General features: G+C 66.1%; 20 protein-coding genes and 2 pseudogenes. 12 read left to right on the top strand and 10 right to left on the bottom strand.

The features are described 5' to 3' along the window. From B4U45_RS10220 to fni, 3 genes and pseudogenes are all read left to right on the top strand, one after another. Positions 1-1743, top strand: a pseudogene (locus B4U45_RS10220) (PE family protein); the annotation flags it as partial. A gap of 392 nt (positions 1744-2135) precedes the next feature. Then, on the top strand, positions 2136-3107 hold the full coding sequence (locus B4U45_RS10215; protein ID WP_075546414.1) for a hypothetical protein: 972 nt from the start codon (positions 2136-2138) through the stop codon (positions 3105-3107). Positions 3108-3283: 176 nt separating this feature from the next. Beyond that, complete coding sequence (gene fni / locus B4U45_RS10210; protein ID WP_167381699.1) at positions 3284-4309, top strand: type 2 isopentenyl-diphosphate Delta-isomerase; 1026 nt, start codon at positions 3284-3286, stop codon at positions 4307-4309. On the opposite strand, the gene B4U45_RS10205 is transcribed toward fni, so the two are convergent. From B4U45_RS10205 to B4U45_RS10160, 9 genes are all read right to left on the bottom strand, one after another. After that, positions 4269-4904 carry a MarR family winged helix-turn-helix transcriptional regulator gene (locus B4U45_RS10205; protein ID WP_082275331.1) on the bottom strand — a complete coding sequence of 212 codons (636 nt, stop codon included), beginning with the start codon at positions 4902-4904 and terminating at the stop codon, positions 4269-4271. The two genes, fni and B4U45_RS10205, sit on opposite strands and share 41 nt — an antisense overlap. Positions 4905-5015: 111 nt before the next feature. Continuing rightward, on the bottom strand, positions 5016-7298 hold the full coding sequence (locus B4U45_RS10200) for an MMPL family transporter (RefSeq protein ID WP_075546416.1): 2283 nt from the start codon (positions 7296-7298) through the stop codon (positions 5016-5018). Between the two features lie 43 nt (positions 7299-7341). Next, entirely contained in the window at positions 7342-7653 is a 312-nt protein-coding gene (locus tag B4U45_RS10195) for a lycopene cyclase domain-containing protein (protein ID WP_075546417.1), read from the bottom strand. After that, positions 7650-7973: a lycopene cyclase domain-containing protein gene (locus tag B4U45_RS10190; RefSeq protein ID WP_075546418.1), complete on the bottom strand. Its 324-nt coding sequence runs from the start codon at positions 7971-7973 to the stop codon at positions 7650-7652. The genes B4U45_RS10195 and B4U45_RS10190 overlap by 4 nt, the downstream gene beginning before the upstream one ends. Further along, on the bottom strand, positions 7970-8917 hold the full coding sequence (locus tag B4U45_RS10185; RefSeq protein ID WP_075546419.1) for a phytoene/squalene synthase family protein: 948 nt from the start codon (positions 8915-8917) through the stop codon (positions 7970-7972). The genes B4U45_RS10190 and B4U45_RS10185 overlap by 4 nt, the downstream gene beginning before the upstream one ends. Then, positions 8914-10455 (bottom strand): phytoene desaturase family protein, encoded by a 1542-nt coding sequence (crtI, locus tag B4U45_RS10180; protein ID WP_083155483.1) that lies wholly within the window; start codon positions 10453-10455, stop codon positions 8914-8916. The genes B4U45_RS10185 and crtI overlap by 4 nt, the downstream gene beginning before the upstream one ends. Before the next feature lie 13 nt (positions 10456-10468). Beyond that, on the bottom strand, positions 10469-11503 hold the full coding sequence (locus B4U45_RS10175) for a polyprenyl synthetase family protein (protein WP_082275340.1): 1035 nt from the start codon (positions 11501-11503) through the stop codon (positions 10469-10471). A gap of 401 nt (positions 11504-11904) precedes the next feature. Continuing rightward, positions 11905-13452 carry a cellulose binding domain-containing protein gene (locus B4U45_RS30365; protein WP_082275332.1) on the bottom strand — a complete coding sequence of 516 codons (1548 nt, stop codon included), beginning with the start codon at positions 13450-13452 and terminating at the stop codon, positions 11905-11907. A 138-nt stretch (positions 13453-13590) separates the two neighbouring features. Further along, on the bottom strand, positions 13591-15303 hold the full coding sequence (locus tag B4U45_RS10160) for a CocE/NonD family hydrolase (protein ID WP_075546422.1): 1713 nt from the start codon (positions 15301-15303) through the stop codon (positions 13591-13593). A gap of 63 nt (positions 15304-15366) precedes the next feature. On the opposite strand from B4U45_RS10160, the gene B4U45_RS10155 reads away from it, so the two are divergent. From B4U45_RS10155 to B4U45_RS10140, 4 genes are all read left to right on the top strand, one after another. Beyond that, positions 15367-15966, top strand: coding sequence for a TetR/AcrR family transcriptional regulator (locus B4U45_RS10155; protein WP_240316508.1), 600 nt, complete (start codon positions 15367-15369; stop codon positions 15964-15966). A gap of 178 nt (positions 15967-16144) precedes the next feature. After that, a complete protein-coding gene (locus tag B4U45_RS10150) occupies positions 16145-16447 on the top strand; it encodes a hypothetical protein (RefSeq protein ID WP_082275341.1) in 303 nt (100 codons plus the stop codon). 128 nt (positions 16448-16575) lie between these two features. Then, the gene (locus tag B4U45_RS10145; protein ID WP_082275334.1) at positions 16576-17319 is read left to right on the top strand and encodes a M15 family metallopeptidase; all 744 of its coding nucleotides are present in this window, start codon (positions 16576-16578) and stop codon (positions 17317-17319) included. Positions 17320-17407: 88 nt separating this feature from the next. Next, positions 17408-18220 (top strand): class I SAM-dependent methyltransferase, encoded by an 813-nt coding sequence (locus B4U45_RS10140; protein WP_219859389.1) that lies wholly within the window; start codon positions 17408-17410, stop codon positions 18218-18220. A 4-nt stretch (positions 18221-18224) separates the two neighbouring features. Here the strand turns inward: B4U45_RS10140 and B4U45_RS10135 are convergent, their stop codons facing one another. Then, a complete protein-coding gene (locus B4U45_RS10135) occupies positions 18225-19769 on the bottom strand; it encodes an amidase (RefSeq protein ID WP_075546491.1) in 1545 nt (514 codons plus the stop codon). Positions 19770-19931: 162 nt separating this feature from the next. Here B4U45_RS10135 and B4U45_RS10130 point away from each other — a divergent pair, with 162 nt between their 5' ends. From B4U45_RS10130 to B4U45_RS10110, 5 genes and pseudogenes are all read left to right on the top strand, one after another. Then, entirely contained in the window at positions 19932-21509 is a 1578-nt protein-coding gene (locus B4U45_RS10130; protein WP_083155490.1) for a methylmalonyl-CoA mutase family protein, read from the top strand. Beyond that, positions 21510-21935: a cobalamin B12-binding domain-containing protein gene (locus B4U45_RS10125; protein ID WP_075546425.1), complete on the top strand. Its 426-nt coding sequence runs from the start codon at positions 21510-21512 to the stop codon at positions 21933-21935. Then, positions 21920-22876 carry an LLM class F420-dependent oxidoreductase gene (locus B4U45_RS10120; RefSeq protein WP_075546426.1) on the top strand — a complete coding sequence of 319 codons (957 nt, stop codon included), beginning with the start codon at positions 21920-21922 and terminating at the stop codon, positions 22874-22876. Before B4U45_RS10125 ends, B4U45_RS10120 begins: the two co-directional genes overlap by 16 nt. Beyond that, positions 22873-23925: a CaiB/BaiF CoA transferase family protein gene (locus B4U45_RS10115; protein ID WP_082275335.1), complete on the top strand. Its 1053-nt coding sequence runs from the start codon at positions 22873-22875 to the stop codon at positions 23923-23925. The genes B4U45_RS10120 and B4U45_RS10115 overlap by 4 nt, the downstream gene beginning before the upstream one ends. A 139-nt stretch (positions 23926-24064) precedes the next feature. After that, positions 24065-25058 (top strand): annotated as a pseudogene (locus tag B4U45_RS10110) (DDE-type integrase/transposase/recombinase); the annotation flags it as partial. Positions 25059-25985: the final 927 nt, after the last annotated feature.

The following is a 25985-nucleotide window of genomic DNA, read 5'->3' as shown; positions in this document are numbered from 1 at the left end:
GGCACCGGCGGAATCGGCGGCGCCGGCGGTAGCGCGGTGTTGTTCGGCAACGGCGGGGCCGGCGGCGTGGGCGGGGCCGGGTCACCGGGCGCAGCTGGTGCCGCGGGCGCTCCGGGCACTGCGACATCTGTCGCCGGTACTGGCGGCCCGGGCGGGGACGGCGGCAACGCGGGTCTGGGCGGAGCGGGTGGCAACGGCGGCTTCATATACGGCTCGGGCGGCGCCGGCGGCCCGGGCGGGGTAGGCGGGGCCGGCGGGGTCGGCGGGATTGGTGGTGCCGGCTGGGACGCCGCTACCGTCGGGGCAACGGGCGGCAACGGCGGCAATAGCGGCGCCGGCGGCCACGGCGGCAACGGCGGAATGGGTGGAACGGGCGGGCACGGCTCGTCGCTATTCGGCGCGGCAGGCGCTCACGGCGACGGCGGGGCCGGCGGCGCCGGCGGCAACGCCGGAGCACCAGGAAATGGCGGTACCGGCGGCAACGGCAACGCCACCACCGTCGGCGGCACCGGCGGCAACGGTGGCGACCCCGGTAGCGTGGGCGTCGGCGGCACCGGCGGTGCAGCGGGTGGCCCTGGCGCCGCCGACGGTGCGAACGGCGCGGTTGGCGCCATCGTCGGCGGCAACGGCGGCCACGGAGGCACCGGTGGCCGCGGCTATGACGCCGACGACGACCCCCTGGCGCCGTTCGGTGCATCGGGTGGCAACGGCGGGACCGGCGGCGATGGCGGCAGCCACGGTAACGGCGGCACCGGCGGAACCGGTGGCAACTCCGCGCTCGGCGGTGGGGCCGGCGGCGACGGCGGGACCGGCGGCAAGAGCGGTTTGTTTGCCGGTACCGGCGGCACCGGCGGTGACGGCGGCACCGCCATCGGTGCCGGCAGCGGCGGTAACGGCGGCACCGGCGGGGCCGGCCAACACGAAGGACCCGGTGACGCAATCGGCGGTATCGGCGGTAAGGGCGGCGTCGGATACTCGGCCGGCGGAAACGGCGGCACCGGCGGTGCAGCGATCAACAACGGAACCGGCGACGCAATCGGCGGCGCCGGGGGGGCCGGCGGCATCGCCCAGATGAGCGGGGGAAGCAGCGGAAACGGCGGGAGCGGCGGGACCGCGATCAACAACGGAGGCGGAAACGCCATAGGCGGCGCTGGAGCCAACGGCACCGCCGGCGGCAACAAGGCCGCCGGCGGGAACGGAGGATCCGGCGGCAGCGCATCCATCACTCACGCCGCCGCAACGGGCACCGCGACCGCGGGCAACGGTGGGGCGGGCGGCAGCGGTGCCGTGGGCGGCGGCCACGGCGGAATCGGCGGCTCCGCCAGCAGCGCTTCCGCGACCGGGGACGCAATCGGCGGCGCAGGAGGCGACGGTGGCCGCGGCTTCGGAATCGGCGAAGGCGGTTTCGGCGGCGCCGGCGGCAGTGCGGAACTCACCAACGCCGCCGCTGCCGGCACCGCGACCGGCGGCACCGGCGGGGCGGGGGGCAACGGCACCGTCGGCGGGGACGGTGGGAGGGGTGGTGACGGCTCCACGACTGGAATCGGCTTCGGCGTCGGCGGCATGGGCGGCGACGGCGGCGACAGCTCTACCCCCTTAGCCAGCGGTGGCGGCGGTGGCAACGGTGGCGATGCCCACGCGCCTGATCCGGACAATGCCACGGTGGGCGCCGGCGGCGCCGGCGGCCGGGGCGGCTCGGGAGGTTCCGCCGGCGCAACCGGGAGCAAGGGAACAGTCTTCTGATCGATCATCCTGCCACCTGTCGTTCATAGCTGCCGACCCCAGTGGGTCGCGCCTACGGGCATCATGATGTGGCTTCAAGAACTATGGGAAGACGGGGTTGGCCACGCCAGCCCCTCGTGCTAGGTGGAGCTGCGGTGAGGTGTCCTCGGCGAGTTGGGCTTTCACCCGCTGCCGTACCACCGCGAGGCCCTGCGGCCGGACGCCGACCTCGGGGACAACGATGGTGTTGGTGGTCTGACGAGTAGCCCGAAGTTACGGTGACTCGGCCGCGACGCCCATGCTGACTGCGGTTTTGGCGAAGCCCTCGGCGGTAGTCGTTGCGGTGGAGCCCTTGTCGACCCGGATGTAAGCGACGGCGGGCGCAGCTGCCTAGTGCCGAATACTGTCAAGCCATGGTTTCGGACGCCGCCGGCGCCCTCACCTCCCTGGTCAATGCGAGCGCCATGCTGCTGGTGCCCGCGGTGATGGGATTTTCCACGGTGCTGTGCTTGGCGCGAGCACCGAGCCCGCTGACGCTGGTTGCCATCCACGAATACCTAGGACGCGCCAAGGCTTTCGATCGCTTCTGGCTGCTCGCCGCCTTCGGATGGATCGGTTGGGCCGCCGTTCAGGGCGGCGCGCCGGGCTGGACGGTCGCGGCCGGAGCCGCCGCGCTGGTCTTGTCAGGCCACCACTTTTGGCTGACGGGATCGCTGCGCAGGATGCTTGCGCCGATGGTCGAGGCAATACTGCGCGCCGGCCCGGTGACAACGGTGAGCGAGGACGGACTGTTCGTCGCTCGTCGTCGAACTCGTGAAGACACTCCCGCCCTGCCGATCGTTTGGGCTGTCCGAGCACTCGCGTTCGTGTTACTCGCATGCATCGTGCTCTTCCTGGGCGTCGCGCTCGCCGCGGATCCGTCGTCATTCGGCCTGGCAATCCTTGTCGGTGGCTTCTGGCTCTCACTCGGCGTGATCGGGATCGACCTGGCTCAGGACGTCTGGCCCGGCACGACCACATACGCCCGGCTCGCCGAGTGCTCCCGGTACTACGTTCAGATGTTCGAGCAGTGGAAGAACATCGGGGTGCTCGTCGGCTTTGGCATCGTGTTGATCGGCGCACCGATCGCCTGGGCGATCGGGCGTGCTGGTGCCCCCGTGCTCGCGTTTCCGCTCTGGACCGGGGCCTGCCTCGTCGTCGCTATCTCCTTCAACAAGGTGTTGCACCGGATTGGATGGAGTCGAAGCCGGGTTCCGTTGCCGGTCTCGGTGAACCAATACAGCGCGACACATCCACTGTGGGCCCACTCCTTCACCTTGATTCATGTCGTGATGGCCGTCGCGCTACTGGCCGGGCTCGTCGCGCTGCACCCGGTTCACCCCTAGGTTCGCCCGCGGTCATCCCATGGTCGCCGATCGACGACGGCGAAGCCTGCTTAACATTTCAATCTCTTAACAAAAACTGTGGACCGCTAAGCTACGCTGGGGCGGCACCTGATTACGTCGACGAGGATCGCGATGACAACATTTGTCGGTGTCCCGTGACGACCGATCCGGCCGAAATGGGGCGTCGCAAACGGCGCCACATCGATGTGTGCCTCAACGGCGACGTCGACTTCGCCGGGGTAACGACCGGGCTGGAGCGTTATCGCTTGCCGCTCAACGCCCTGACCCAAACCAGCCTTCACGACATTGACATGTCGGCCGACTTCTTCGGGATGCGCCTGCGTGCGCCGATCCTGATCGGTGCGATGACCGGCGGCGCCGAACTCTCGGGAACGATCAACCGCAATTTGGCGACCGCCGCGCAGCGGCTTGGTCTTGGCATGATGCTCGGATCGCAGCGGATCATGCTGGACAGATCACGGGGGGATCGGGCCGCGGCCAGTTTCGAAGTGCGTGACGTGGCCCCGGACGTGCTGCTGATCGGCAACATCGGCTTGGCGCAGCTGACGAAAGCCGCCGTGCCCGACATCAGCAGCGCCCTAAACCGGGTGGGAGCCAATGCCCTTGCGGTGCATGTTAACTCGTTACAAGAGGCCATCCAGAACAACGGGGACACCGACTTCACCGGATCGCTGCAACGGCTGTGCGATGTCGCCGGCGCGCTGGACTGCCCGTTGCTGCTCAAGGAAGTGGGCCATGGTATCGGCGCTCGGGCGGTCGCGCTGTTGACCCAGCTGCCCGGCGATTTGCCGGTGTCCGGTATCGACGTGGCCGGCGCCGGGGGCACCTCATGGTCGAGAGTCGAGCAGCTGGTTCGCTACGGTGAACTGCGCTACCCGGACCTGGCCGACTGGGGCATACCGACGGCCCAGGCGATCGTCGAGGTGCGCCAAGCATTGCCGACGATTCCGCTGGTCGGCTCCGGCGGTATCCGCACCGGGATGGACGCGGCCAAAGCGATCGCCCTGGGTGCGGATGTGGTTGCGATGGCTCGCCCGCTGCTGGCTCCCGCGATTGAGTCCCCGGATGCCGTCGAAGACCGGCTGCAACCGTTCATCGAGGAGCTTCGCATCTGCCTGCACTGCTGTGGCGCAACGGATCTCAACGCGCTGCGCGCCGTCGGCGTGACCCCGATCCGGTAGCCAGCCCCGGCTCGGCCGTCGCCGGTTTCGACGGCGGCTTTCGTCGCCTGCCGGGTGCCGCCTTCGACGATTCCTCGGTCCGCGCCGACGACTCCGTCGGCGACGGGTAGAGCTCGCTTTCAAATGCAGACATCCCCGCGATCATCGCGGTAAGTACCTTGTGGGCACTGCGCAGATCCCGGTCAGGCAGCTCGGCCAGGGACGCACGGAGATGTTCGCCCAGGGGCCGGAAGAACTCGTGAGCCAACTGCATGCTGCCGTCCTGCAGCCGCAGCAGCGACCTGCGGCGGTCCTCGACATCCGGTTCACGGCGGACATGTCCGGCGTCGATCATGCGATCGGCAAGATAGGTGATGGCCGCCGCCGACACGTCCAGGCGCTGGCTGAGCTGGGCAGGTGTCAACGGTGTGCCCGCTGTCTCGGCGACCATGAGGTGCAGCAGTGCGTGAAAGTCGCCGTGGCTCAAATCGTTCTGCCGAGCATAATAGCGGCCGACCCGGTCGGAATGAGCGGTGATCGTCCGGAGGTCGGCCGACAGCAGCCTCTCCAACTCAGCCCGAGTCGGCTGTCGATTCGCAGCGACGCGCTTGGTCACTTGCCTGCATCCTTCATGGCGATAAGGCGATAGCTTAGCCGGTGCCCCTTTCACGTGGTCCTCGACGCGGTCCTTAATAGTCTTAACAGTGCCGCTGCGGAAACGCGGTAGCTAGCCGTTGGCCGTGCGGGCCGCGCCCACGGCTTCATCGACTTCACCGGCTTCATCGACTTCACCGGCTTTGCCGGCTCCACCGGCGAAGATCCGACGGTGCAAGCCGGCCAGCGGTCGCGGCGCCCACCAGTTCAGGCTGCCGAACACATGCATGAAAGCCGGTACCAGCAGCGCCCGTACCAGGGTCGCGTCGACCAGCACCGCGATCGTCAGACCCACTCCGAACATGCGCATAAAAGACACGTCAGCGGATATCAGCGCCGCAAACGAGATCGACATCAACAGCGCGGCGGCGGTGATCACCCTTCCGGTGTGGGCCAGACCCAACGCGATGCTTTCGTCGTTGTCGGCGCGTGTCCGGGGTGACTGCAGCCAGTATTCGCGAATGCGCGCCAACAAGAAGACCTCGTAATCCATCGACAATCCAAATGCGATACAGAACATCAGCACCGGAATGTTGGCGACCATCGTACCGGTCGGTGTGGTGCCCAGCGCGCCCAGATGCCCGTCCTGGAAGACCCATACCAGCGCGCCAAAAGCCGCTGTGAGGGAAAGCATGTTGAGCAGCACCGCCTTGATCGGCAACACCAGACTGCCGGTCATCAGGAATAGCAGCACCACCGTGACCGCCGCGATGAAACCGAACACCACCGGCAATCGTGACGTGATCCCGTTGACGCAGTCGTGATTCATCTGAGCGATTCCCGTCATCTGGACCGGGTGACCGCCCGCCAACGGGACGGCATGCAAACGGTCCAACTGGGTCTCTGATGCCGGCGTGTACAGCGGTGCGGTGCTGTCCACGGTCAGGTATGCGCTGCCGGCTGCCATTGCGGCCGGTGCCGACGGCGGCCCGGTGAGCCGGCCGGCCACGAACGTGCCCGTCGGCGCGGACACCGCCGCCACATCGGGCACCCGGGACAGCTGTGCTGCGTACTCGTCGAGGTCTGGCTGTGTCAGGCCGGCGGTGTCGGGGATGACGATCGTCACTCTGGTTGCGGAGTTGGAGGTGAAGTCGCTGCGGATCCGATCGCTGACCATCCGCGCCGATGCCGACGACGGCAACACCCGGTCGTCGGGGTAGCCCCACTTGATGCCGAGGAACGGTATTCCCAACGCGATCAATAGCGCAATGATGGCCAGGCCCACCGGAATGGCATGACGCATCACGAATTTGGCTGTGCGGTACCAGAAACTCTGCGCTACGGGCTGCCGCGTCGGCTCGGGACGGCCTGATAACCGCCGGCCCAGCTGTCGTACGTTGAGCGCATCGAGCCGGCCACTCAATAGCACCAGCACCGCCGGCGCCACCACCACGGCCGCCAACGCGGAAAAGACCACGACCGCGATGCCGGCATAGGCGAAGGACTTCAGGAAATACATGGGAAAAACCACCATGGCGACCAGCGACAGGGCAACCGTCATCGCGGAAAACAGCACGGTGCGCCCGGCCGTCGTCATGGTGCGCACCAAGGCGTCGTCACGGTCCCGTCCGTCGGCGAGCTCATCGCGGTACCGGCTGACGATCAACAAGGTGTAGTCGATCGCCAAGGCCATCCCCAGCGCGATCGTCACGTTCAGCGCAAAGATCGACACGTTGGTGACCAGGGCAATCCCGCGCAGCACCGCGAGTGAACCCAGGATCGCGAAGCCGCCCACGGCTACCGGCAATGCCGCGGCCAGTAACCCGCCGAATACCCAGACCAGCGCGACGAAACTCACCGGTATCGCAATGAATTCCATTCGCAGCAAGTCTTTTTGGGTCTGCTGATTGACCTGTGCGTAGACCATCGCCGCGCCGCCGGCCAGTACTGTGACACCGTCGCGGTGCTGCGCGAGCCGGTCTGCGAGGGCCCGGGCGTGCGCGGGTGCGCTGCTTTCATTTCCCTTGAGCGCGGCCAGGATTATCGCGGACTTGCCGTCGGTGCTGACCATGCCGGGGGCCGGCCGGGGTGTGTCCCAGGGGGATACGACCTGAGCAACGAATGGTGACTCGGCAAGCTGTCGCGCGATATCCGTTCCGACGGCCCGCGCCGGGCCGTCTTGCACGCCGCTGTCCGAGCTCACCAGCAGCACCATCTCCATGTCGCCCCGGTGGAACTTGTCAGCGAGTACGGCTGCGGCGCGGGCGGATTCGGATGCCGGATCTACGAACCCGCCGGGGGCCAGACTGGTTGCGGCGGGAATACCGAAGATGGCAGCGCCGGCCATCACCAGGATCGCGGCCGCGATGATCCGTCGCGGTGCCGCGATAGCGATGCGCGCCATTGCCGACAGCATTGAGGCCTCCTCCGGCTCGATCCGCGATTAGCCGGCGCCGGCCTCATCGACGCACATGCCGGCGCTCCCACAGCAGCAGGACGGCGGTGACCATCGCGAAACCGAACAGGAAATCCTCGATCGGGATATCGAGCGGGAACCGCAGGCCCGTCGTTTGGTGTTCGTCGTAACTGACGATCGGCGAGCTGAGTTTGGTCAGCCAGCCGTCGACCGGGATCTGAAATCCCAGCACGATCAGCATCGACACCCAGTACGCCGGGCGCCGAAACACGCCGGTGCGCAAGAGCTTCAGCTCCAGTGCGGTGACGGCCACCACGGCGAGCACGGCCGGCAGCGTATATCCCAGCCCGGTCACTGACGGCTGCGCCGTTCGAGAATCGTGCCGATGGCATTGTAGGTCAGCAGCGCGCAGATCGGGATCACCACGAAGAACAGCACTTCTTCGACCGGCACTCGAAACGGAACCGACAGGCCGCTGATATAACGCGGGTCGTAGGTCCATATTCCGGCGGCGACGGCTACCTCATCCCAGAGGAGGAACACCGCCGCAACCGGCAGCACCGTTTTCGCCAGCCGCAGCGGTTGCCGGTAGACGCCGTTGCCGAAAAACTCCAACGGCGCGGTGATCGCCAGACAGGCGGCCAGGACCAGCAGGTATTGCCAGTGATCGCTCATGCGGCACCCGGCTCGGCCGGATCACTGTTGCGGGCCAGCCAGGCTTGGATCAATCCGGCTCCGGCGACCCGTAGCCGTCGTGCCTGCCCGACGGTGGCACGGTGACTGAACACCTCGAAATCGTCGTCTTCGATGCGATCCAGAATTTCGGAGTACAGCGTCAAAGCGGTTGCCACACACGGCCGGGAGCGAGGCGCCAGCATGGCGATCCCGTCGGCGGCGAACCGGTAGAGGTTCCTGGTGATCGCGTGCTGAGCCGCCAACGCGTTACGTACCCGGTTGTCGGTGCACCGATTCCGGTGGCACCACATCAACAGATCCCGGTCGACGCCATCGCCGGCTAGCTCGTCCGCGGGCAGGTAGACCCGGTTTCTTGTCAAGTCTTCGTCGATGTCCCGGATGAAGTTGGTGAGCTGGAAAGCGCGTCCGAGGGCGGCGGCGTGCGGGGCTGCCTCCGCAACCGGCACCACGGTGCCCAGGATCGGAAGTACCTGCAGTCCAATAGCTTCCGCTGAGCCGCGCATGTAGTCGTTGAGTACGTCGCGGTTGGGGTAGTCGGTGACCGTGAGGTCCATTCGCATCGATGCCAGAAAATCTTCGAACAGCTCGATATTGATGTCGTACCGGCGCGCGGTGTGGCGCACGGCTACCAGCACCGGGTGGTCGGTGAGGCCGGCGCCGGCGAAGAACCGATCGGAAAGCTCTTGCAACCGCCGGGCGCGAACGTCCATGCCCAGTTCGGGATCAAGCGAGTCGAGAATGTCGTCGGCATGACGGGCGAAACCGTACAGTGCATGCACCGGCGGTCGTTGGTCCGGCGCCAGCAATCGGGTGGCGAGGAAGAAGGTACGGCCGTGGGCGGCATTGATCCGCCGACAGCGGCGATACGCCCCGCGCAGCCGCGGATCGTGGATATCGGCGGCGTCTAATTCGTTGTGAATCATGACATCTGCGCTTTCACGTCGACTTTCATGTCAAAGTTGCGGGCTGGTCGGCGCACGGCGCCGGTGATGCGATCGGCGGCCAGCCGCCCGGAGATGAGCGTGGTGGGCACGCCGACGCCGGGAATGGTCGACGACCCCGCCAGTACGGCATTGTCGACGCCGCGCACCATGTTTGCCGGTCGAAACGGCCCCGTCTGACCGAACGTGTGCGCCAGCGCGAACGGTGTGCCCGCCGCCATGCCCTGACGCGCCCAATCGAGCGGGGTGACAACGTCGAGCACATCGGCGCTGCGGCGAAGCTCCGGCAGCAGCCGGACGGCGACGGTGTCGACGATCGATTCCGCGTAGGCGTTGCCAGCGGTGGGCCAGTCGACCGCGCCGGCGGCAAGGTTGGGTGCCGGTGCAAGCAGGTAGAAAAGGTCGCGGCCGGCGGGGGCCAGCGTCGGATCGCTCGCTGTCGGCCGGGTGACCAGCAGCGACGGGTCACGCATCAGCCGGCCGTCACGAATGATATCGGTGAAAGTCTGCTCCCACGCTGCACCGAAAAGGATTGTGTGGTGGGCTATCGGACGATCCGCCGACGCGACGCGGTGGCAGCCGGCGTGGACGACGACGGCCGACGGCGAGGCCCGCAACGCACGGACCCGACGCGGGGTGCGGCCCAATAGTCGGTACGTCGTCGGTAGTTCGGTGGTGAGCACGACGGCGTCACAGGGGATGCGCTGTCCCCGGTCGGTGCGCACGGCGGTGATGCGGTTGCCGCTGCGTTCGAGTTCGGTGACGCTGCAACGGTAATGAAACCGCACGCCGGCGCAGGTTCCGGCGGCCGCCAGCGCATCGGGTAGCGCTCGGACGCCGCCGCGCGGGAAGAACACTCCCGACACGGTGTCCATGTATGCGATCACGGCATACGCCGCCAAGGCGTCGCGCGGGGCCACGCCGGCGTACAGCGATTGGAAGGTGAAGATCCGCCGCAGCCGCGGGTCGCTGAGGTAGCGCCCGACCATGGCGTCCCAGTTGCGGAATCCACCGATCGCCGCCAGCCGCGCCAGCTGTGGTGTCAGCAGCGACAATGGAGAGTCGAAATTGGCGGCGATGAACCCGTCTATTTCGGTGCGGTACAGCCGCGTCAGCCACTCGCGCAACCGGCGGTAGCCGGCGGCCTCCCGGCCGCCGGCAAACGTCTGGATGGCCGATGCCATCCGGTCGGCGTCGCAATGCACGTCGAGAGAGCTGCCGTCGGCGAACATCGCGTGGTAAGCGGGGTCGACCGGGAGCAGTTCCAAGCGGCCAGAGCCGTTTTCGCCTACGGCGGCGAATACGTCGTCGATGATGTCGGGCATGGTGAGCACCGTTGGGCCGGTGTCGATGTGGTAACCGCCGACGTCGAGTCGCCCCGCGCGCCCGCCCGGCCACGGTTCGCGCTCGACCACGGTGACACTGCGGCCGCGCCCGGCCAGATGCAGTGCGGTGGACAGCCCCGCCAATCCCGCACCGATCACCACCACGTGGTCGGTGCGTCCCTGGATGGTCCGCATTACCGGGCTCCTCTCACGCGGTGCGCTCCACGCAGGCCTCCGCCAAGGTAGCCAGCGCCGTGCGTGCGGTGCAGTCGATCACGATGTGGTCCAGGACATTTCGAGCACGTTCAACGCGGCGTCTGATCATGCCCTCGATGCGCTGCGCGGCACCCGTCGCGATGATTACCGCCCGGAAGCGATCGAGCGCCGCATCGTCGAGGTGATCGGCACGCACCAGCTCGGCAAGCTCCCGGCGTGCCGACTGGTCGGCCATCTCATGGGCGGCCACCACCACGCTGGTGGCTTTGTGGTCGAGCAGGTCCCCGCCGTTGGGTTTGCCTGTGGTCGCGGGCGGGCCGAACACGCCCAGTAGATCGTCGCGCAGCTGGAAGGCTTCGCCGACATCGGCGCCGTAGAGCCCGAGTTGAGTCAATGTGCGATCGTCGCAGTCGGCCATCGCCGCGCCCATTTCCAACGGTCGGCGCACCGTGTAGTTGCCCGACTTGCGCCGCGCGATGTCGAGGACGGTCCGCAGCGACGGCTGGTCGCGGATATCGTTGGCCAAGTCGGCGAATTGGCCTACCGCCAGCTCGATGCGCATCGCGTCGTATCGCGGCCACAGTTGCTGCAGCCGGCGGGCTTCGACACCGCTTTCACGCAGCATCTGTTCGGCCCAGATGAGGCAGACGTCGCCCAGCAGGATGGCCGCCGATTCGCCGAATCGCTCTGCCGGCCCGGATAATCCACGTCGTCGGTACCACTCGGCCAGCTGGATGTGCACGGCCGGGTTGCCGCGCCGCTGCGACGATCGGTCCATCACGTCGTCCTGTAGGAGCGCAAACGCATGCAGTAGTTCCAAGCTCGCCGCAGCCGACAGGGCCGCGCGGCTCGGCGCGGCGCCGCACAGCCAGCCCAGGTACATGAAGGTGGAACGCAGGCATTTGCCGCTTGAGACGAACGTCAACAAGATTTCGCCCGCGGCCGCCGAAGCCGCCTCGTCGAGCTGGGATGCACAGCGCGTCACGACGAACTCCCCGACAGTGGCCAGGACCGCCTGCCGAAGCATGGCTCGCCAAGCGGCGGAATCGACGGCGGGTGATCGGTAGCCGGCGGTCGTCGACGACGAGTCCGCCGCAGCCGCTACTGTCACCTTCGGCAGTTCCGCCGTCGGCGGTTGGCGCGAAAAGCTGGCACACACCGGCTCATGCCTCCCTGTTCGTTGGGTAGCGAACGGTCTGCACCACGCTGAGAAGCGGCTGCAACGTTAGTGGCAGCTTAGGGGAGAACCGCGCATTGTGCTTAATAAACTTAAAAATTAAATATATGAAGTGTATATGAAGCCGCGGTTAGCAGTCGGGAAAGACGAACACCCGGCACCCCCCGGTTCCCGGGTGTTCGGTTCCGGATGGGCTGTCGAGGCACGTGGTCGTGCCGGATATGCCCGGACTGACGGTTAGTGAAGCCTGGTCAGTTGACGGTGGCCGAGAAGGAATTGACGGCAAGACCGACGCCGCCGTTCCACGGCTCGAATCCGGCCTGAATGCTGGTGAGGTACCAGGAATTGGTGATCGTGCCCCGGTTGCGGACGTCGCTGACGAAATCCAGCACGCTGAAGCTCCACGAATTGATCGGCGTCGGCGCGACGTAGGAGATCACGTTGTTACTGCCGTTGCTGCCTTGCCAGACATCCCAATTGCGGCCGCCGACGGTGGCCGTGCCGACCTGTGCGCCGACCGGTTGGATGGAGCCCTGGCGGTTGAACCAGATCATGATCTCCATCTGGTTGACGCCGTCCTTCTTCGGTGTCGGATCCAGCCAGATGTCGTACGCCGCATCGTAAGTGCCACTGGCGTAGCTGTAACTGACGCTGCTGTTAGCACTGGTGAGCTGGCTCAGCTGGGCCGGCAGCCTGCTGCCCGGGGAGCAATTGCTGTAATGGCAGCCCAGGTAGACCGACGGATAGGACAGCGGAGCGCCATTGGTGGGTGCCGAGCCGTCCTCTTTGGTGATGGCGAACCCGGTAGCGGTGACGTTGATGCACTGCGCGGCGCTGGTGCCCCACCGATTGTTCTGAACGACGTAGGCGCCTCCGATCGTCGTCGTGCCGAACTGATCGCAAATCTGGGTGCCGCTGGTGGTGGCGCTCGTGGTTGTCGTCGGAGTCGAGGACTGGCTGGTTGACGCCGATCCGCCGGTGCAGGATTGGCCGTTGAGCAGACAATTCGCCGGTGGCGCATACGCGCCCGTCTGGGCGGCCTGGAAACCGACGGTGACCGAATTGCCCGGAGCGATTGTGCTGTTGTAAGACTCGGGAGTCAGGACGTAATGCGTACCGGATTGGGCAAGGTTGCTGTTCCACGCATTGGTGATGGATTCGCCGGCGGGCAAGTCGAATTCGATTTTCCAATCGTTCAGCTGTGCGGCGCCCGGGTTGGCGATGTTGTAGTTGGCCACAAAGCCGGTATTCCATTGCGAGGTCACCGACAACGTCGCGGTCGCCGCGCCGGGGGTGGCAGATCCCGTCGTCGAAGTCGTGGTCGTCGGCGTGGTGGTCGTCGGTGTCGTAGTCGTGGTGCTCGGGGTCGATCCGGTGGTGCAGGGCTCTTCGTTGACCAGACAATTCGCCGGTGGTGAATAGGCGCCGGTCAGCGCGGCCTGGAAGCCAATGCTGATGGAGCCGCCGGGCGCAATCGTCCGGTTGTAGTCTTCGGGGGTCAGGACGAAGTGCGTCCCGGACTGAGCCAGCTTGCTACTCCACACATTGGTGATCGATTCGTCTGCGGGCAAATCGAATTCGACCTTCCAGTCGGCTAGCTGAGCCGAGCCCGAGTTCACAATCTTGTAGTTGGCCACAAATCCGGTGTTCCACTGCGAGGTCACCGCCAAGGTTGCGGTCACCGCGGCCGCATGAGCTATCGGAGATGCGACAATGACGGTGAAGGCAATGACGAATGCCGATACGACAACGTGAAATGCTGGGCGCCAGCATCTCTCATACGTGTTCGATCCGCGCATCCGGGCAACGTTATAGCTGAGCCAATGGCAATGGTGCTCATCGACTTCCAAAGCTGCCGTATCTTCGCCTAACCGAAACCGTCATGAAATATCGGTATTTACCGCTATTGGGCGATGCCGCGATCTGCCCGAAATAGGCTAGCCGAGTACCGGGAGCAGCAGCCGCGACGACGAGCGGACGGTGTTCAGGCTGCTGGTACCGACGCTGGCATGCCGGAACCCCATCATGGCGGGAACCGACGGATCTTGGTCGTCGCTGGTGAGCAGCAGCTGGATTCGGTGTCCGCTTTTGAACCGGCGAGCGTTGGCAACCAACGGGATTCGATACACGACGTCTTGTCCTACCGGTATCCCTTGAGCGTTGGTACAGGGCAATAATGGTGCCCCGGGCCGGCTGGCCGCCTCGTCGACCGCACGCATGCTGGCGCGCAGCCAGCCCGCCGTCACATCGGTGGTTTGGCCATCGGGCGCCACGTCCTGCAGCGTGGCAATCCACGCGGTGTCGATCGCCGTCGCCGATGCCACCAGTCGCAGCTCGATGTCGCCGACGACATCGAGGTCCTCGCTCAACGGGGTGCCGGTCCAGGTCAGCATCGACGGTGGATCGATAGCGCTCGGCTTGACGCGGCCCAATCCCGAACCCAGCACCATGAATTCGCGGCTGCCCGGCCCACCCTCGTCCGCGCGCAACGCGCCGTCGGCGCACAGGGCGAGTTCGCGGTGCGGTGTCATCGACGGCGGCCATGACTCGGCGGTACGCCATTCGTCAGCGCCCGGCAGAAAATAGCGGATCGGCGGCCCGTCGAGGATTCCGGTGTCGCGGCCCTTGAGCCAGTGGTCGTACCAGGCAAGCGCTTCGACGTGCAGACTTTCCCATGGCCAGGTCAGGCCGAACTTCCCGAGTAGGCCCATTCGAACACAAGCGTTGTCCGACAATGCGTTCCAGGTGGCAAATGTCGACGGGAGGTGTAGTGGCACGTTGTCCCAGTCGCAGCCGAGGTACACCGGGATGTCTATTTCCTTCAGTAACGGCAACAGGTTTCGCTCCTGCCACCACTGGTCACGGGTCGGATGCCGGACCGCGGCGTCCAGCCACAGCTCGTCCCACGGATGCGGATTGTGCGGCAGCCGGAGGAGCTGGCGCAGCATGGTGAGCGCCGACTCCCCGTTGAGGGTTGCGAACTTCTTGTGCACCCGCGGGCTGGTGAGCACCCGGCGAGCCAGACCGACGGGCTTGCTGCGCCAGAGCTTGTCGCTGCGCTCGGCCGTCAGGCCGGTCATCGCGAGGAACGGGGTGACGAACGACGAACTCAGCAGGCCGTGGTGGTTGGCTCCCTCGTAGAGGTCGGTGGTCACTGCCAGGGGGAAGATCGCCTTGAGGTGCGGTGGGCACACGACGGCGGCTTCGAGTTGGGTCATCGCGAAGTAGCTGATGCCGATCATGCCGACGTTTCCGTCGCACCAGGGCTGTGCGGCAACCCATTCGACAAGGTCATAGAGGTCCTGGCGCTCCTGTGCGTCGAAGAAGCTGAAGGTGCCGCCGGACCCGCAGGTGCCGCGCAGGTTGGCGATGACGTGCGCATAGCCACGCGAAACCCAGAAGTCGGTCGCGCCGGCCTCGATGAAGCCGGCGGGTGCGCCGAAGTCCTGCATCTGTCGCGGGTAGGGCGAGGCGGCCAGCAGCGCGGGGAAGCGGCCGTCGGAATCGGGTCGATGCACATCGGCCAACAACATCGTCCCGTCCCGGACCGTGATCGCCGCGTTGGTGTCGGTGCGGGAGATGTAGCGAGGCTCACTGAGGTTGCGGTACTGCCGGCCGGTGGTCTGCGGACCGTTGAGCGATGTCGTCATAATTTCACGCTACGTTGAAATTAGTCTCAACGCAAGATGAAATTCCGCGGGTATGGTGTGACTGTGGCGACACGATCCGGCACCCCCGGCCCGCGCGATGACCGTGGCGTGCTGGCGGCGCGCATTCTCACCGCGGCCCGCGACGAGTTCGCCGAACACGGCTGGGCCGGCACGGCGATCCGCGCCGTCGCCCGCGCCGCCGACGTCGACCCTGCGCTGATCTACCACTACTTCGGCTCCAAGGAAGGCCTGCTCGACGCGGCGACCGCGCCACCTCAGAAGTGGCTCGACTCGGTCGCCAAGACCTGGGCCACGCCACGAGACCAGCTGGGCGGGCAACTGATCCGCAACGTGCTCGATATCTGGACGGATGCAGAGGTCGGCCCCACGCTGCGCGCGGTGGTGCTGACCGCCGCCCACGAACCAACGACCCGCGAAAAGCTCCGGCTGATCGTCGAGCGCGGGCTGATCGGTGAGTCGACACTCGGTGACGACGAGGGCGAACGGCTGCGTCGCAGTGGGTTGATCGCCAGCCAGCTGATCGGCTTCGCCCTGCTGCGCTACGTCTGGAAAATCGAGCCGATCGCGTCGATGCCCGAGGACGAGGCGGTGGCAGCGCTTGCGCCCAACCTGCAGCGCTACGTCGACGGCGACATCACCTGAAGTGGGTTCGGGCGGATCGGCCCGTCCCCTGATCGGCTGACCTTGCCTTCCCCGGCGGGAGCCAGCCTTGTCGGTGACTTTCTGCTCTTGTCTGGGGTGGCGGATGGCTCACCATGGAAGTGCGGCAGTCGTTGACCAACAACGCCAAGCCGTCGAAATCGGTTGCCAGGAGGACCAAATGAACGCTGTAGCTCACGAGCAGCATGTGGGTCACGACCATCCGCATGGGCACGGGTGTGGGCATGTCGCGATTCCGCACGGTGATCACGTCGACTATGTGCACGACGGTCACCTGCATCGACAGCATGACGATCACTTCGACGAATGCGAACCGGCCGGCGGCCACGCGATGCACGAGGGGCACGATCACACTCATGGCGAGGGCTGCGGACATGTGGCGGTTCCGCACGGCGACCACGTCGACTATGTGCACGACGGGTGCCGCCATGCCGCCCACGACGGTCACTACGACGAGCACTGAGGCGAGGTTCGTAGCCCGCGTCGCACAGCCGGTATCGGTTCGGTAAAGCGTTTGCCGACTTTCGCCGACCTGCGTGTGGCTGCGCCCAATTGGGCACGAGCACCCGCGACAATGTCCGGATGCCTGGAATGCGGCGACTCTGTCCGGTTGTGGTCGCCGCGCTGCTCATCGCGGTTGCGGGTGGGTGTCAGGACGCCGGTGTCGCATCGCCCCGGTTGTCGGTGCGGCCCGTCGGGACCACGGTCCCGTCCGGCCCCGGCGTACCGCCGCTCAGCGACGCGGCGCACGCGGCCGGGTTCGTCGACATCCGAAGCGTGGTGGCCGACGCGATCATCGACCTGCGCTACGCGACGACCAACAATTTCACCCACACCCAGCTCTATCCGGCCGACGCCCGGTGCCTGGTACACCAATCGATGGCCCAAGGGCTTGCGGCGGCCGCGGTGGCACTGCGCCCGCAGGGGCACGTGTTGGTCTTCTGGGACTGCTATCGGCCACACGAGGCGCAGGTCAAGATGTTCAACGCGGTTCCCGACCCGACGTGGGTGGCGCGCCCGGGACCGTATGCCCGCAGTCACGAGGCCGGCCGCTCGGTCGATGTGACGTTCACCAGCCCACAACAAAACTGCCCGACCGAACGGCAGGTGGCCGGATTGTGCCTGGCCGACATGGGCACAGATTTCGACGATTTCTCTTCGCGAGCAACGGCATTCGCGACCCAAGGGGTGACCGTGGCGGCTCAGGCGAACCGGGCCGCGCTGCGGGAGGCCATGAAGTACGGCGGGCTGAAAGTGTACGCCGGCGAGTGGTGGCATTTCGACGGTCCCGGCGCCGACGTCGACCGCCCGATTCTCAACGTCCCGCTCGACTAGCGTCTCATATAATGAGACATCCATTTCAAATAGTGAGTTGCCCTTATAGGCTGGCGACGCCGAAGACGCGCCGACCAAGGGAACCGCCATGAACGACCGCTCTGCGACCAGCTACACCCACGGACATCACGAGTCGGTGCTGCGCAGTCATCGAGTGCGCACCGCGGAGAATTCCGCCAGCTACCTGCTGCCCCACCTGAAGCCGGGGATAACGGTGTTGGACGTCGGTTGCGGGCCCGCGACGATCACCGTCGACCTCGCCGCCCGGGTGGCGCCGGGATGGGTGACGGCAGTCGAGCGCACCGACGACGCATTGAGCCTGGGCCGCGCTGAGGTCGAGCGGCGCGGCGTGCCGAACGTCTCATTCGTGACCTCCGACGTGCACGCGCTCGATTTTCCTGACGACACCTTCGATGTCGTCCATGCCCACCAGGTGTTACAACACGTCGCCGATCCGGTGCAGGCACTGCGGGAGATGCGGCGGGCGTGTGCGCCGGGCGGAGTTGTGGCGGCTCGCGATGCCGATTACGGCGGATTCATCTGGTTTCCCCGGCTGCCCGCACTGGACCTGTGGCTGCGACTCTACGACCGGGCGGCTCGCGCCAACGGCGGCGAGCCGGACGCGGGCCGGCGGCTGCTGTCGTGGGCGCTGGCGGCCGGCTTCGACGACATCACGCCCACCGGCAGCATCTGGTGTTTTGCGACGGCCGAGACCCGCGACTGGTGGGGCGGAATGTGGGCCGACCGCATCCTGCAGTCGGACCTGTCTCGTCAACTTGTGGACTCGGGCATGGCCACAATAGTTGAGCTGAAAGAGATCTCGGCGGCGTGGCAGGCCTGGGCTAGCGCCCCGGACGGCTGGCTGGCGATGCCGCACGGCGAAATCCTTTGCCGAGCTTAGGCAATCAGCCCGGAGCGGCGGGGAAGCCCCCGCACAGCAATTCGAAGGCGGCGGCAACTCTCAATACGATGGCATCGTCGAATCGCTTGCCCACAATCATCATTCCGGCAGGAAGCCCGTCGACCAGGCCGGCCGGCACCGAGATTGCGGGGTGCCCGGTGATGTCCATGGGCGCCGTGTTGAGCGCCTTGCCAAATGTGTGTGGTAGCAACCCGACATCCCGCGGGCTGCCTTCTGGCAGCGGATTGGCCGTGCCGGGCACCGTGGGCATCACCAGCACGTCGTATCTGTCGAGCGCCCGGTCGTAAGCTATCCGCAGGTGCGGCACCAGATTACCTGCCTTGGCATAGGAGGCGCCGCCCAGCGTGTTTCGGCTGTAGTGGCCGCACAACGCCGTCGCCTTGATGGTGCTGGCGAATTGGTCGGCGTTGACCACGCGCTGTCTTGCGAAGTGCGCCATGAGTTCTGGGTCGTATAGTCCGCTTACGCCGAGCCCGTATCCGTTGCCCTCCAGCATCTGGTAGGTGGCGCCGTCGGTGATGATGACGTTGAAGACGTGAATCGCGCGCCGGTGCAGGGGCACGCTGATCTCGCCTACGGTACAACCGATTTCGGTGAACCGCTGGGCCGCAGACCGTACCAGCTCGTCGACCTCAGCCCGCGAGCTCGCCCACCCGAAGCCCTCGGTGAGAATGCCGACCCGCAACCCGGTTACGTCGCCGGTGAGCGCGGAGCGGTAGTCGAGCGGGGTTATCGTCGCCGGCTGGCGCGGATCGTGGTCATCGGGTCCGGCAAGCACCGTGAGCAGCAGTGCCGCATCGGCGACGGTGCGGGTCATCGGGCCGAGGTGATCGATGGTCCGCTCGATGGGAAACGCGCCGGTGTAGGGCACCAGCCCGTAGGTCGGTTTGAGCCCGACGATGCCGCACAGGGCGGCCGGGATGCGCACCGATCCACCCTGATCCCCGCCCAGGGCCAGCTCGACGTCACCGGCGGCGACGAGTGCGGCACTGCCACTGGATGATCCGCCCGTCTCCCGCGTCGGGTCCCACGGATTGCGCACCGGTCCGGAGGCGGCGGTGAAGCTGGATCCCGAGCAGCACAGGTCTTCGCAGACGCTCTTGCCGGCGATGATGGCCCCGGCGCCCAGCAGGCGCTGCACGACGGTCGCGTCGCGGCTGGGGACAAAGCCCTCGACCGCACGTGATCCGTTCATCATCGGGATGCCGGCCACGGCGATGTTGTCCTTGATCGCCACCGTCCGGCCCGACAGTGGACCGCCGGTTGCGCCGGAGGCGATCTCGGCCGTGACATACCAGGCTCCGAGCGGATTGTCGCCCGGCTCCGGGAATCGGTAGACCCGATCGGGCGGCTGCGGGGGGTGTGAGTGGTCATAGAGGTCGTCGTAGAGTTCGTCGACCACGTCGTAGGACCGCAGTGTGTGGGTGACGGCCGCCAGGTAATCCTGTCGGGCATCGTCGTCGAGGTGAAAACCGAAGTGCTCGGCAGCGGCGCGCAGGTCTGCCGCCGATGGCCGGGGAACCGTCATGTCGCCCTCCGTCATGCGTTGCTTGGTTGCCCTTCGGCAGCTGTGCGCGGATCGGCCGAGGCCGATGGGGCCGAGCGCTACCGCCGCCGAGCATTCTGCTATTTCACCTGGTCAAACCAGCGGTATTGGCATTCTCTTTTTTTGCAAGTACGTTATTCATCGATGGATAATGAAGCTCAGACCTCATCCGGCATCCCACTTGCGCCGGTGTACGGGCCGGCGGACCGCGAGGCTGAACCCGCGCCGCCGGGGGAGTTTCCGTTCACCCGGGGGAACTTCGCGTCGGGCTATCGGGGCAAGCTCTGGACGTTTCGCCAATACTCCGGATTCGGCACCGCCGAGGAATCCAACCGCCGGTACCGCTACCTGCTGGACCAGGGTGGAACGGGGCTTTCGGTGGCGCTCGACCTGCCCACCCAATGCGGCTTCGACTCCGACGACCCCGACGTCGTCGAGGAAGTCGGCCGAGTCGGCGTCGCCGTCGACACGCTGGCCGATGTCGAGGTCCTGTTCGACGGCATCCCGCTGGACAAGATCAGCACCAGCATGACCATCAACGGCACGGCGGCGATCCTGCTGGCGTTCTACGTCGCCGCGGCCGAGCGCCAGGGCGTGCCGCGGGCCAAGCTCACCGGCACCATCCAGAACGACATCCTCAAGGAGTACGCATCGCGCGGGACGTGGATCTGGCCGCCCGAGCCTTCGCTGCGGTTGATCGCCGACACCATCGAGTTCTGCGCGGCCGAGGTGCCGAAGTTCAATGCCATTTCGGTGGCCGGTGCGCACTTCCGCGACGCCGGTGCCACCGCTGTGCAAGAGATGGCCTTTACCCTGGCCGACGGCGTGACCTATTGCGACACCGTGGTGCGACGCGGCCGGATGACCATCGACGAGTTCGCTCCGCAGATCTCGTTCTTCTTCTACACCCACGGCGACTTCTTCGAGGAGATCGCCAAATACCGTGCGGGGCGGCGACGTTGGGCGACGCTGGTGCGGGAACGCTACGGCGCCAAGACGGATCGGGCGTCGATGTTCCGCTTCGGTTGCGTGTGCGGCGGCGCGTCTCTGTATGCGCCGCAGGCGCACAACAACGTGGTCCGGGTGGCCTACGAGGCGATGGCGGCGGTGCTGGGCGGCGTGCAGTCGATGTTCACCGCGGCCTGGGACGAGCCGTTCGCGCTGCCCACCGAGGAGTCCACCACGCTGGCGCTGCGCACCCAGCAGATCCTGGCCTACGAAACCGGCGTGGCCAGGGTCGCCGACCCGCTCGGCGGCTCCTACTTCGTCGAGGCCCTCACCGATGCCACCGAAGCCCGCATCATCGAGATCATGGCCGACCTCGAAAAGCACGGCGGGATGGTCAGTGCCATCGAGGACGGCTACCTGCAGGGGCTGATCGCCGACGAAGCCTTCAAGATGCACAAGGACATCGAGACGGGTACGCGGCCGGTGGTCGGGGTCAACCGGTTCGTCTCCGAAGAGCCCGAGCCCAACATCGTCACCTACGAACTCGACGCCGAGGGGCGCGACCTACAACTCAAGCGGCTGACCCAGGTCAAGGCCGAAAGAGACACTGCCGCGGTGCAATCCACACTCGCCGCGCTGGCCGCCGGTGCCGAAGGCGCCGACAATCTTATGCATCGGCTGATCGACTGCGCTAACGCCTACTGCACGATCGGTGAGATGGTCGCCGCGCTTAAGGCGGTGTGGGGCGAATTCCAGCAGCCGGTGGTGTTCTAGATGGCTACCCGGATCTTGGTGGCCAAGCCCGGGCTCGACGGGCATGACCGCGGCGCCAAGATCGTCGCCCGCACGCTGCGCGACGCCGGCTTCGAGGTGATCTACACCGGCATCCGGCAGCGCATCGAAGACATCGCCTCGATAGCCGTGCAGGAGGACGTGGCCGTCGTGGGGTTGAGCATCTTGTCCGGTGCGCACCTGGCGCTCACCGCGCGCACCATCGAAGCGCTGCGCGCCACCGACGCCGCCGACATCGCCGTCGTCGTCGGCGGCACGATCCCGCATGCCGACGTGCCCAAGCTGCTGGCCGCCGGCGCCGCGGCGGTATTCCCCACCGGGACACCGCTGGACGTGCTGGTACGTGACATTCGCGCTTTGACCGGCGTCCCGCAACCAGCCCCGGAGGAACCATGCGCGTCGGAGTGATGGTCGGTCCGGAGCTCGGCGATTCGGCCCGCAAGGTCATCCGGATGCTGGCCGACATCGACTGGGCCGAGACCGCCGGCCTGGACAGCGCGTGGATTCCGCAGATCCCCAACGACTTCGACGCGCTGGTGGCAGTGGCCCTGATGGGAACGCGGACCAGCCGCATCGAGTTGGGCACCGCCGTCGTTCCGCTGCAGGCGCAGCACCCGATCGCGTTGGCGCGCCAGGCTTTATCGGTGCACGCCGCCGCCGGGGGCCGGTTGGTGCTGGGTGTCGGACCGTCGCACCACTGGATCATCGACGACATGCTCGGTCTTCCCTACGAGCGCCCGGCCGGCTACACCCGCGACTATCTCGAAGTGCTGCACGCGGCCTTCACCAATCCCGGCCCGGTTGACGTGGAGAACTCCACCTTCCGGGTGCACAACCCGCTCGACCTGGCGCCGGTGGCGCCGCTGCCGGTGTTGGTGGCCGCGCTCGGGCCGGTGATGCTGACGTTGGCCGGAGAGCGGGCCGACGGCACCGTGCTATGGATGGCCGACGAACGCGCCGTCGCCGAGCACGTCGTGCCCCGGATCACTAAGGCCGCCGACAACGCCGGTCGCCCGGCGCCCCGCATCGTCGCCGGCGTCCCGGTATGTCTCTGCAGCACAAACGAAGTCGACGCCGCACGGGAGCGTGCCAACCGAATCCTGGGCGAGGCCGGGGTATCGCCGAATTACCAGCGGCTGCTGGGTTACGGCGATGCCAAAGACGTCGGCGACATCTGCGCGGCCGGCGACGAGGACGCCATCCTGGCCCGGTTGCGCCGATTCGCCGACGCCGGCGTGACCGATCTGTCGGTGCGCTTGTTGCCAATCGGCGGCAACCGCGGCGAACTCGTCGCGTCCAAACGCCGGACCCGCGAGATGATCGCTTCGCTGGCAACGGAGTTGCGGTGACTGGTCGAGGTCCGCTGGCGGGGATACGGATTCTCGAGGTCGGCACCATGCTGGCCGGCCCGTATGCCACCATGCTGCTGGCCGATCTCGGTGCCGAGGTGATTAAGATCGAGCCGCTGGGCGGGGAGATCTCCCGCAGCGTGGGGGAAAGCTACTTCGCCAGCCTCAACCGCAACAAGTCGAGCATCTGCCTGGACCTGAATTCTGAAGCGGGACAACAACGCATAGGTAAACTCGCAGCCCAGTCGCAGGCGCTTCTGGTCAATCTCAAGCCGTCGGCCATTCACCGGTTGGGGCTCACCTACCAGGCCCTGCGCCGGTGGAATGAACGGATCGTCTGCGTGGCGATCACCGGTTACGGTCTGGACGGCGGCGATGATCCGGCTTTCGACTACGTGATCCAGGCAGCCACCGGCATCGCGGCTTTGACGGGTGAGCCGGACGGGCCGCCGACACTGCCCGGCTACTCGTCGGCGGACAACTCCACCGGAATGTGTGCGGCACTGGGATTGTTGGCCATGATCGTTTCGGGTCGCGGCGGACAGGTGGACGTATCGCTGCGCGACGTCATGCTCTCGCAGCTGAATTACCACGCCGCCGGCTACCTCAACGAGGGCATCGAGCCGCGACGGCGGCATTATGGCGCGCATTCGTATTACGTTCCCGCTCAGCTATTTCCGACTGCCAGCGGGTATCTGGCGCTGTTCATCACGCACGACGGGTTCTGGAAATCCTTTGCCGCGGAGGCGGGTATCGGCGGTTTCGAAACAATGGCCCAGCGGGTGGCCCGAAGAGACGAGGTGCTCGGTGTCGTCACGGCGATGCTGGCGACCGATACCGCCGCCGGCTGGGAACGGCGGCTGCGTCCGCTCGGAGTGCCGGCCGCGGCCGTCTCCACCCTGCCCGAGGCGCTGAAGTCGACGCCGGAAATCGTTGTGCGGGCAGGTGATTTACGTCTCGTCGGAAATCCGGTGCGTGTCTCTGGCTATCAGCCCGACTATCGGCCGCCGCCGCGGCTCGGTGAGCACGGCGACGGGCTCAACGCTTGAGCTCGATGTTGTCAGCCTTCTCACATGATTTCGCCCAAACCCACCTTAAGATCAGTTCAATGTCAATTGATGCTGAGTTGGTAGCTGTGAAAGCGTCCCGGGTTTCATGCACACTTCCTTTCTTGGGAAGGATGGCACGATGCCGGGCAAGTACGACGAGAACACAAAGGCCAAGGCGGTCCGATTGGTCCGTGAGCATGCCGACGACTACGACTCGGAGTGGGCGGCGAATGCGCGCGACCTCGGCCCGGCTGGGGATGACCGCAGAGACGCTGCGCAAGTGGGTGCGTCAGGCCGAGATCGATGCCGGAGAGGTTGCTGGGGTGACGAGCGAGGAAGCCCGAGAGATCCGCGAATTCAGGCGGAAGAATCGTGAGCTTGAGCAGACTATCGAAATACTAAAAGCCGCAACGCATTTCTTTGCGCGGGAGTGCGACCCGCTACGTCGTTGATCTGCGCGTTCATCGATGAGCGCGCGAGGAGTTCGGGGTCGTACCGTTCTGCCGGGCACTGGCCGTGCACGGCGTACAGATCGCCCCGCGCACCTACTGAGCACACCAATCGGCGGCGCCGTCGAAACGGGCACTGTGGGACACCACGATCACCGACCCCGCTGCCGAACGGGCTGCGGACCTAGTGAAACGCCGCTTCAAAGCTGTCCGCCCAGAGGTGCTGTGGGTCGCGGACTTCACCGACGTCCAGCTGGTGTGCGGACGCTTCGTCTACACCGCGTTCGTCATCGACGTTTACGCCGGAGTGATCGTCGGCTGGGAGTGCTCCAACTCCAAGCACGCCGGCTTCGTCGAATCGGCACTACGACAGGCCGCCGCCCTGCGTCGCCGCCAGGGCCACGCGTTGCCGGGCGGCACAATCCACCATAGCGGCGCCGGAAGTCAATATACTGCAATACATTTCGGAGAGACGCTGATGATCGAAGGGCTGGTGCCGTCGATCGGAATGGTTGGCGATGCCGTCGACAACGCGCTCTGTGAGACGACCATTGGGCTGTACAAGACCGAGTGCGTACGCGAGGGCTCCCCGTTCCGCAACGGACCGCTGACCACCGTCGCCGACGTCGAGAGCATCATGTCTGCATGGGTGATTGGTACAACACGGCCAGGCTGATGCACCGCCACACCTGCCGAAACAACTCCTGACGTCACGCATGTCCTCCATCGCGATCCGAACACGTACGCGGCTGGCGCCCATCCGCGTAAGTATTGAAATCAGTTGTACAACTGCGCTATTGGCATATTGCCCCCTGTGGTGGGAGGCGTTGAGTCAATTTGATCACTACGCAGGGCATCCTGACCAGGGTCAAACCGCACCATTTACTCCAGAAGCCGGTGCAAAGATTCCCCGAATGCCGGCCACCCTTCGCGTCAGCGAGGTAAAACGTCACATCCAAGCGCCAAAGCCGCGGCAGAATGCACCACGTTGCTGAAACCGCTTGTGCGGGTGCCTGTTGCAGGCGCTCATCCCGAATGGCTTGCTGGATCGGCCTACCTTCGGTGGTGGCGTATGTCTGGACCCGCGCGCGCCGCCAGTGGTGCTCAGTTGTCTATTGGCCGAACCACATTGCGTCGCCTGACGGCTGTCTCGTCGCTGACCCACTGCCGACAAACCACAGACCGAGATCCCCTTTACTGCTGCGTTATTCGGCGTAGTTCAGCCGTATCCGTACCATCGGTGGCCGCCTTCTCGGCGCCACACTTGCGTTCTGCTCCGAATGATTTATGAATGCCTTCCTGGTGCGATGGGCGTTACCCCGACCCCATGCGCCGCGTCGGCCAGGCGTCTGTCAGAGGTAACAGCAGCAGCCAATAACGTTGTCCCTTTACTGCGATTTGAAGAGGCAGCGAGGACTGCCGCACGTGCGCGGGCCCACCCGATATCCTCCGCCTTTCTCACTGCGAGAACCCAGCACATCTCAAAGGCGCATGAATTGCGTTGAGGTTGTGGTGCCCTGCTAGAGTGCCGGTGTCCCGCGTCGGGTGGGAACGTCGACAGGTAGGCGCCTCGAAATATGCTGCAGGGCAGGGGCGTTGAGAGCTCATCGG

This window comes from Mycobacterium persicum (genome assembly GCF_002086915.1).
Lineage (GTDB): Bacteria > Actinomycetota > Actinomycetes > Mycobacteriales > Mycobacteriaceae > Mycobacterium > Mycobacterium persicum.
The sequence above is the reverse complement of the archived record's forward strand: the minus strand, read 5'-3'. Positions and strand labels throughout refer to the sequence as shown.

Bases quoted from the DNA above. Each gene is read 5' to 3' on its own strand.
- B4U45_RS10215 (WP_075546414.1), top strand. From the start codon at position 2,136: ATGGTTTCGGACGCCGCCGGCGCCCTCACCTCCCTGGTCAATGCGAGC.
- fni (WP_167381699.1), top strand. From the start codon at position 3,284: ATGGGGCGTCGCAAACGGCGCCACATCGATGTGTGCCTCAACGGCGAC.
- B4U45_RS10200 (WP_075546416.1), bottom strand. From the start codon at position 7,298: ATGCTGTCGGCAATGGCGCGCATCGCTATCGCGGCACCGCGACGGATC.
- B4U45_RS10190 (WP_075546418.1), bottom strand. From the start codon at position 7,973: ATGAGCGATCACTGGCAATACCTGCTGGTCCTGGCCGCCTGTCTGGCG.
- B4U45_RS10185 (WP_075546419.1), bottom strand. From the start codon at position 8,917: ATGATTCACAACGAATTAGACGCCGCCGATATCCACGATCCGCGGCTG.
- crtI (WP_083155483.1), bottom strand. From the start codon at position 10,455: ATGCGGACCATCCAGGGACGCACCGACCACGTGGTGGTGATCGGTGCG.
- B4U45_RS10175 (WP_082275340.1), bottom strand. From the start codon at position 11,503: ATGCTTCGGCAGGCGGTCCTGGCCACTGTCGGGGAGTTCGTCGTGACG.
- B4U45_RS30365 (WP_082275332.1), bottom strand. From the start codon at position 13,452: ATGCGCGGATCGAACACGTATGAGAGATGCTGGCGCCCAGCATTTCAC.
- B4U45_RS10160 (WP_075546422.1), bottom strand. From the start codon at position 15,303: ATGACGACATCGCTCAACGGTCCGCAGACCACCGGCCGGCAGTACCGC.
- B4U45_RS10150 (WP_082275341.1), top strand. From the start codon at position 16,145: ATGAACGCTGTAGCTCACGAGCAGCATGTGGGTCACGACCATCCGCAT.
- B4U45_RS10145 (WP_082275334.1), top strand. From the start codon at position 16,576: ATGCGGCGACTCTGTCCGGTTGTGGTCGCCGCGCTGCTCATCGCGGTT.
- B4U45_RS10140 (WP_219859389.1), top strand. From the start codon at position 17,408: ATGAACGACCGCTCTGCGACCAGCTACACCCACGGACATCACGAGTCG.
- B4U45_RS10135 (WP_075546491.1), bottom strand. From the start codon at position 19,769: ATGACGGTTCCCCGGCCATCGGCGGCAGACCTGCGCGCCGCTGCCGAG.
- B4U45_RS10130 (WP_083155490.1), top strand. From the start codon at position 19,932: ATGGATAATGAAGCTCAGACCTCATCCGGCATCCCACTTGCGCCGGTG.
- B4U45_RS10125 (WP_075546425.1), top strand. From the start codon at position 21,510: ATGGCTACCCGGATCTTGGTGGCCAAGCCCGGGCTCGACGGGCATGAC.
- B4U45_RS10120 (WP_075546426.1), top strand. From the start codon at position 21,920: ATGCGCGTCGGAGTGATGGTCGGTCCGGAGCTCGGCGATTCGGCCCGC.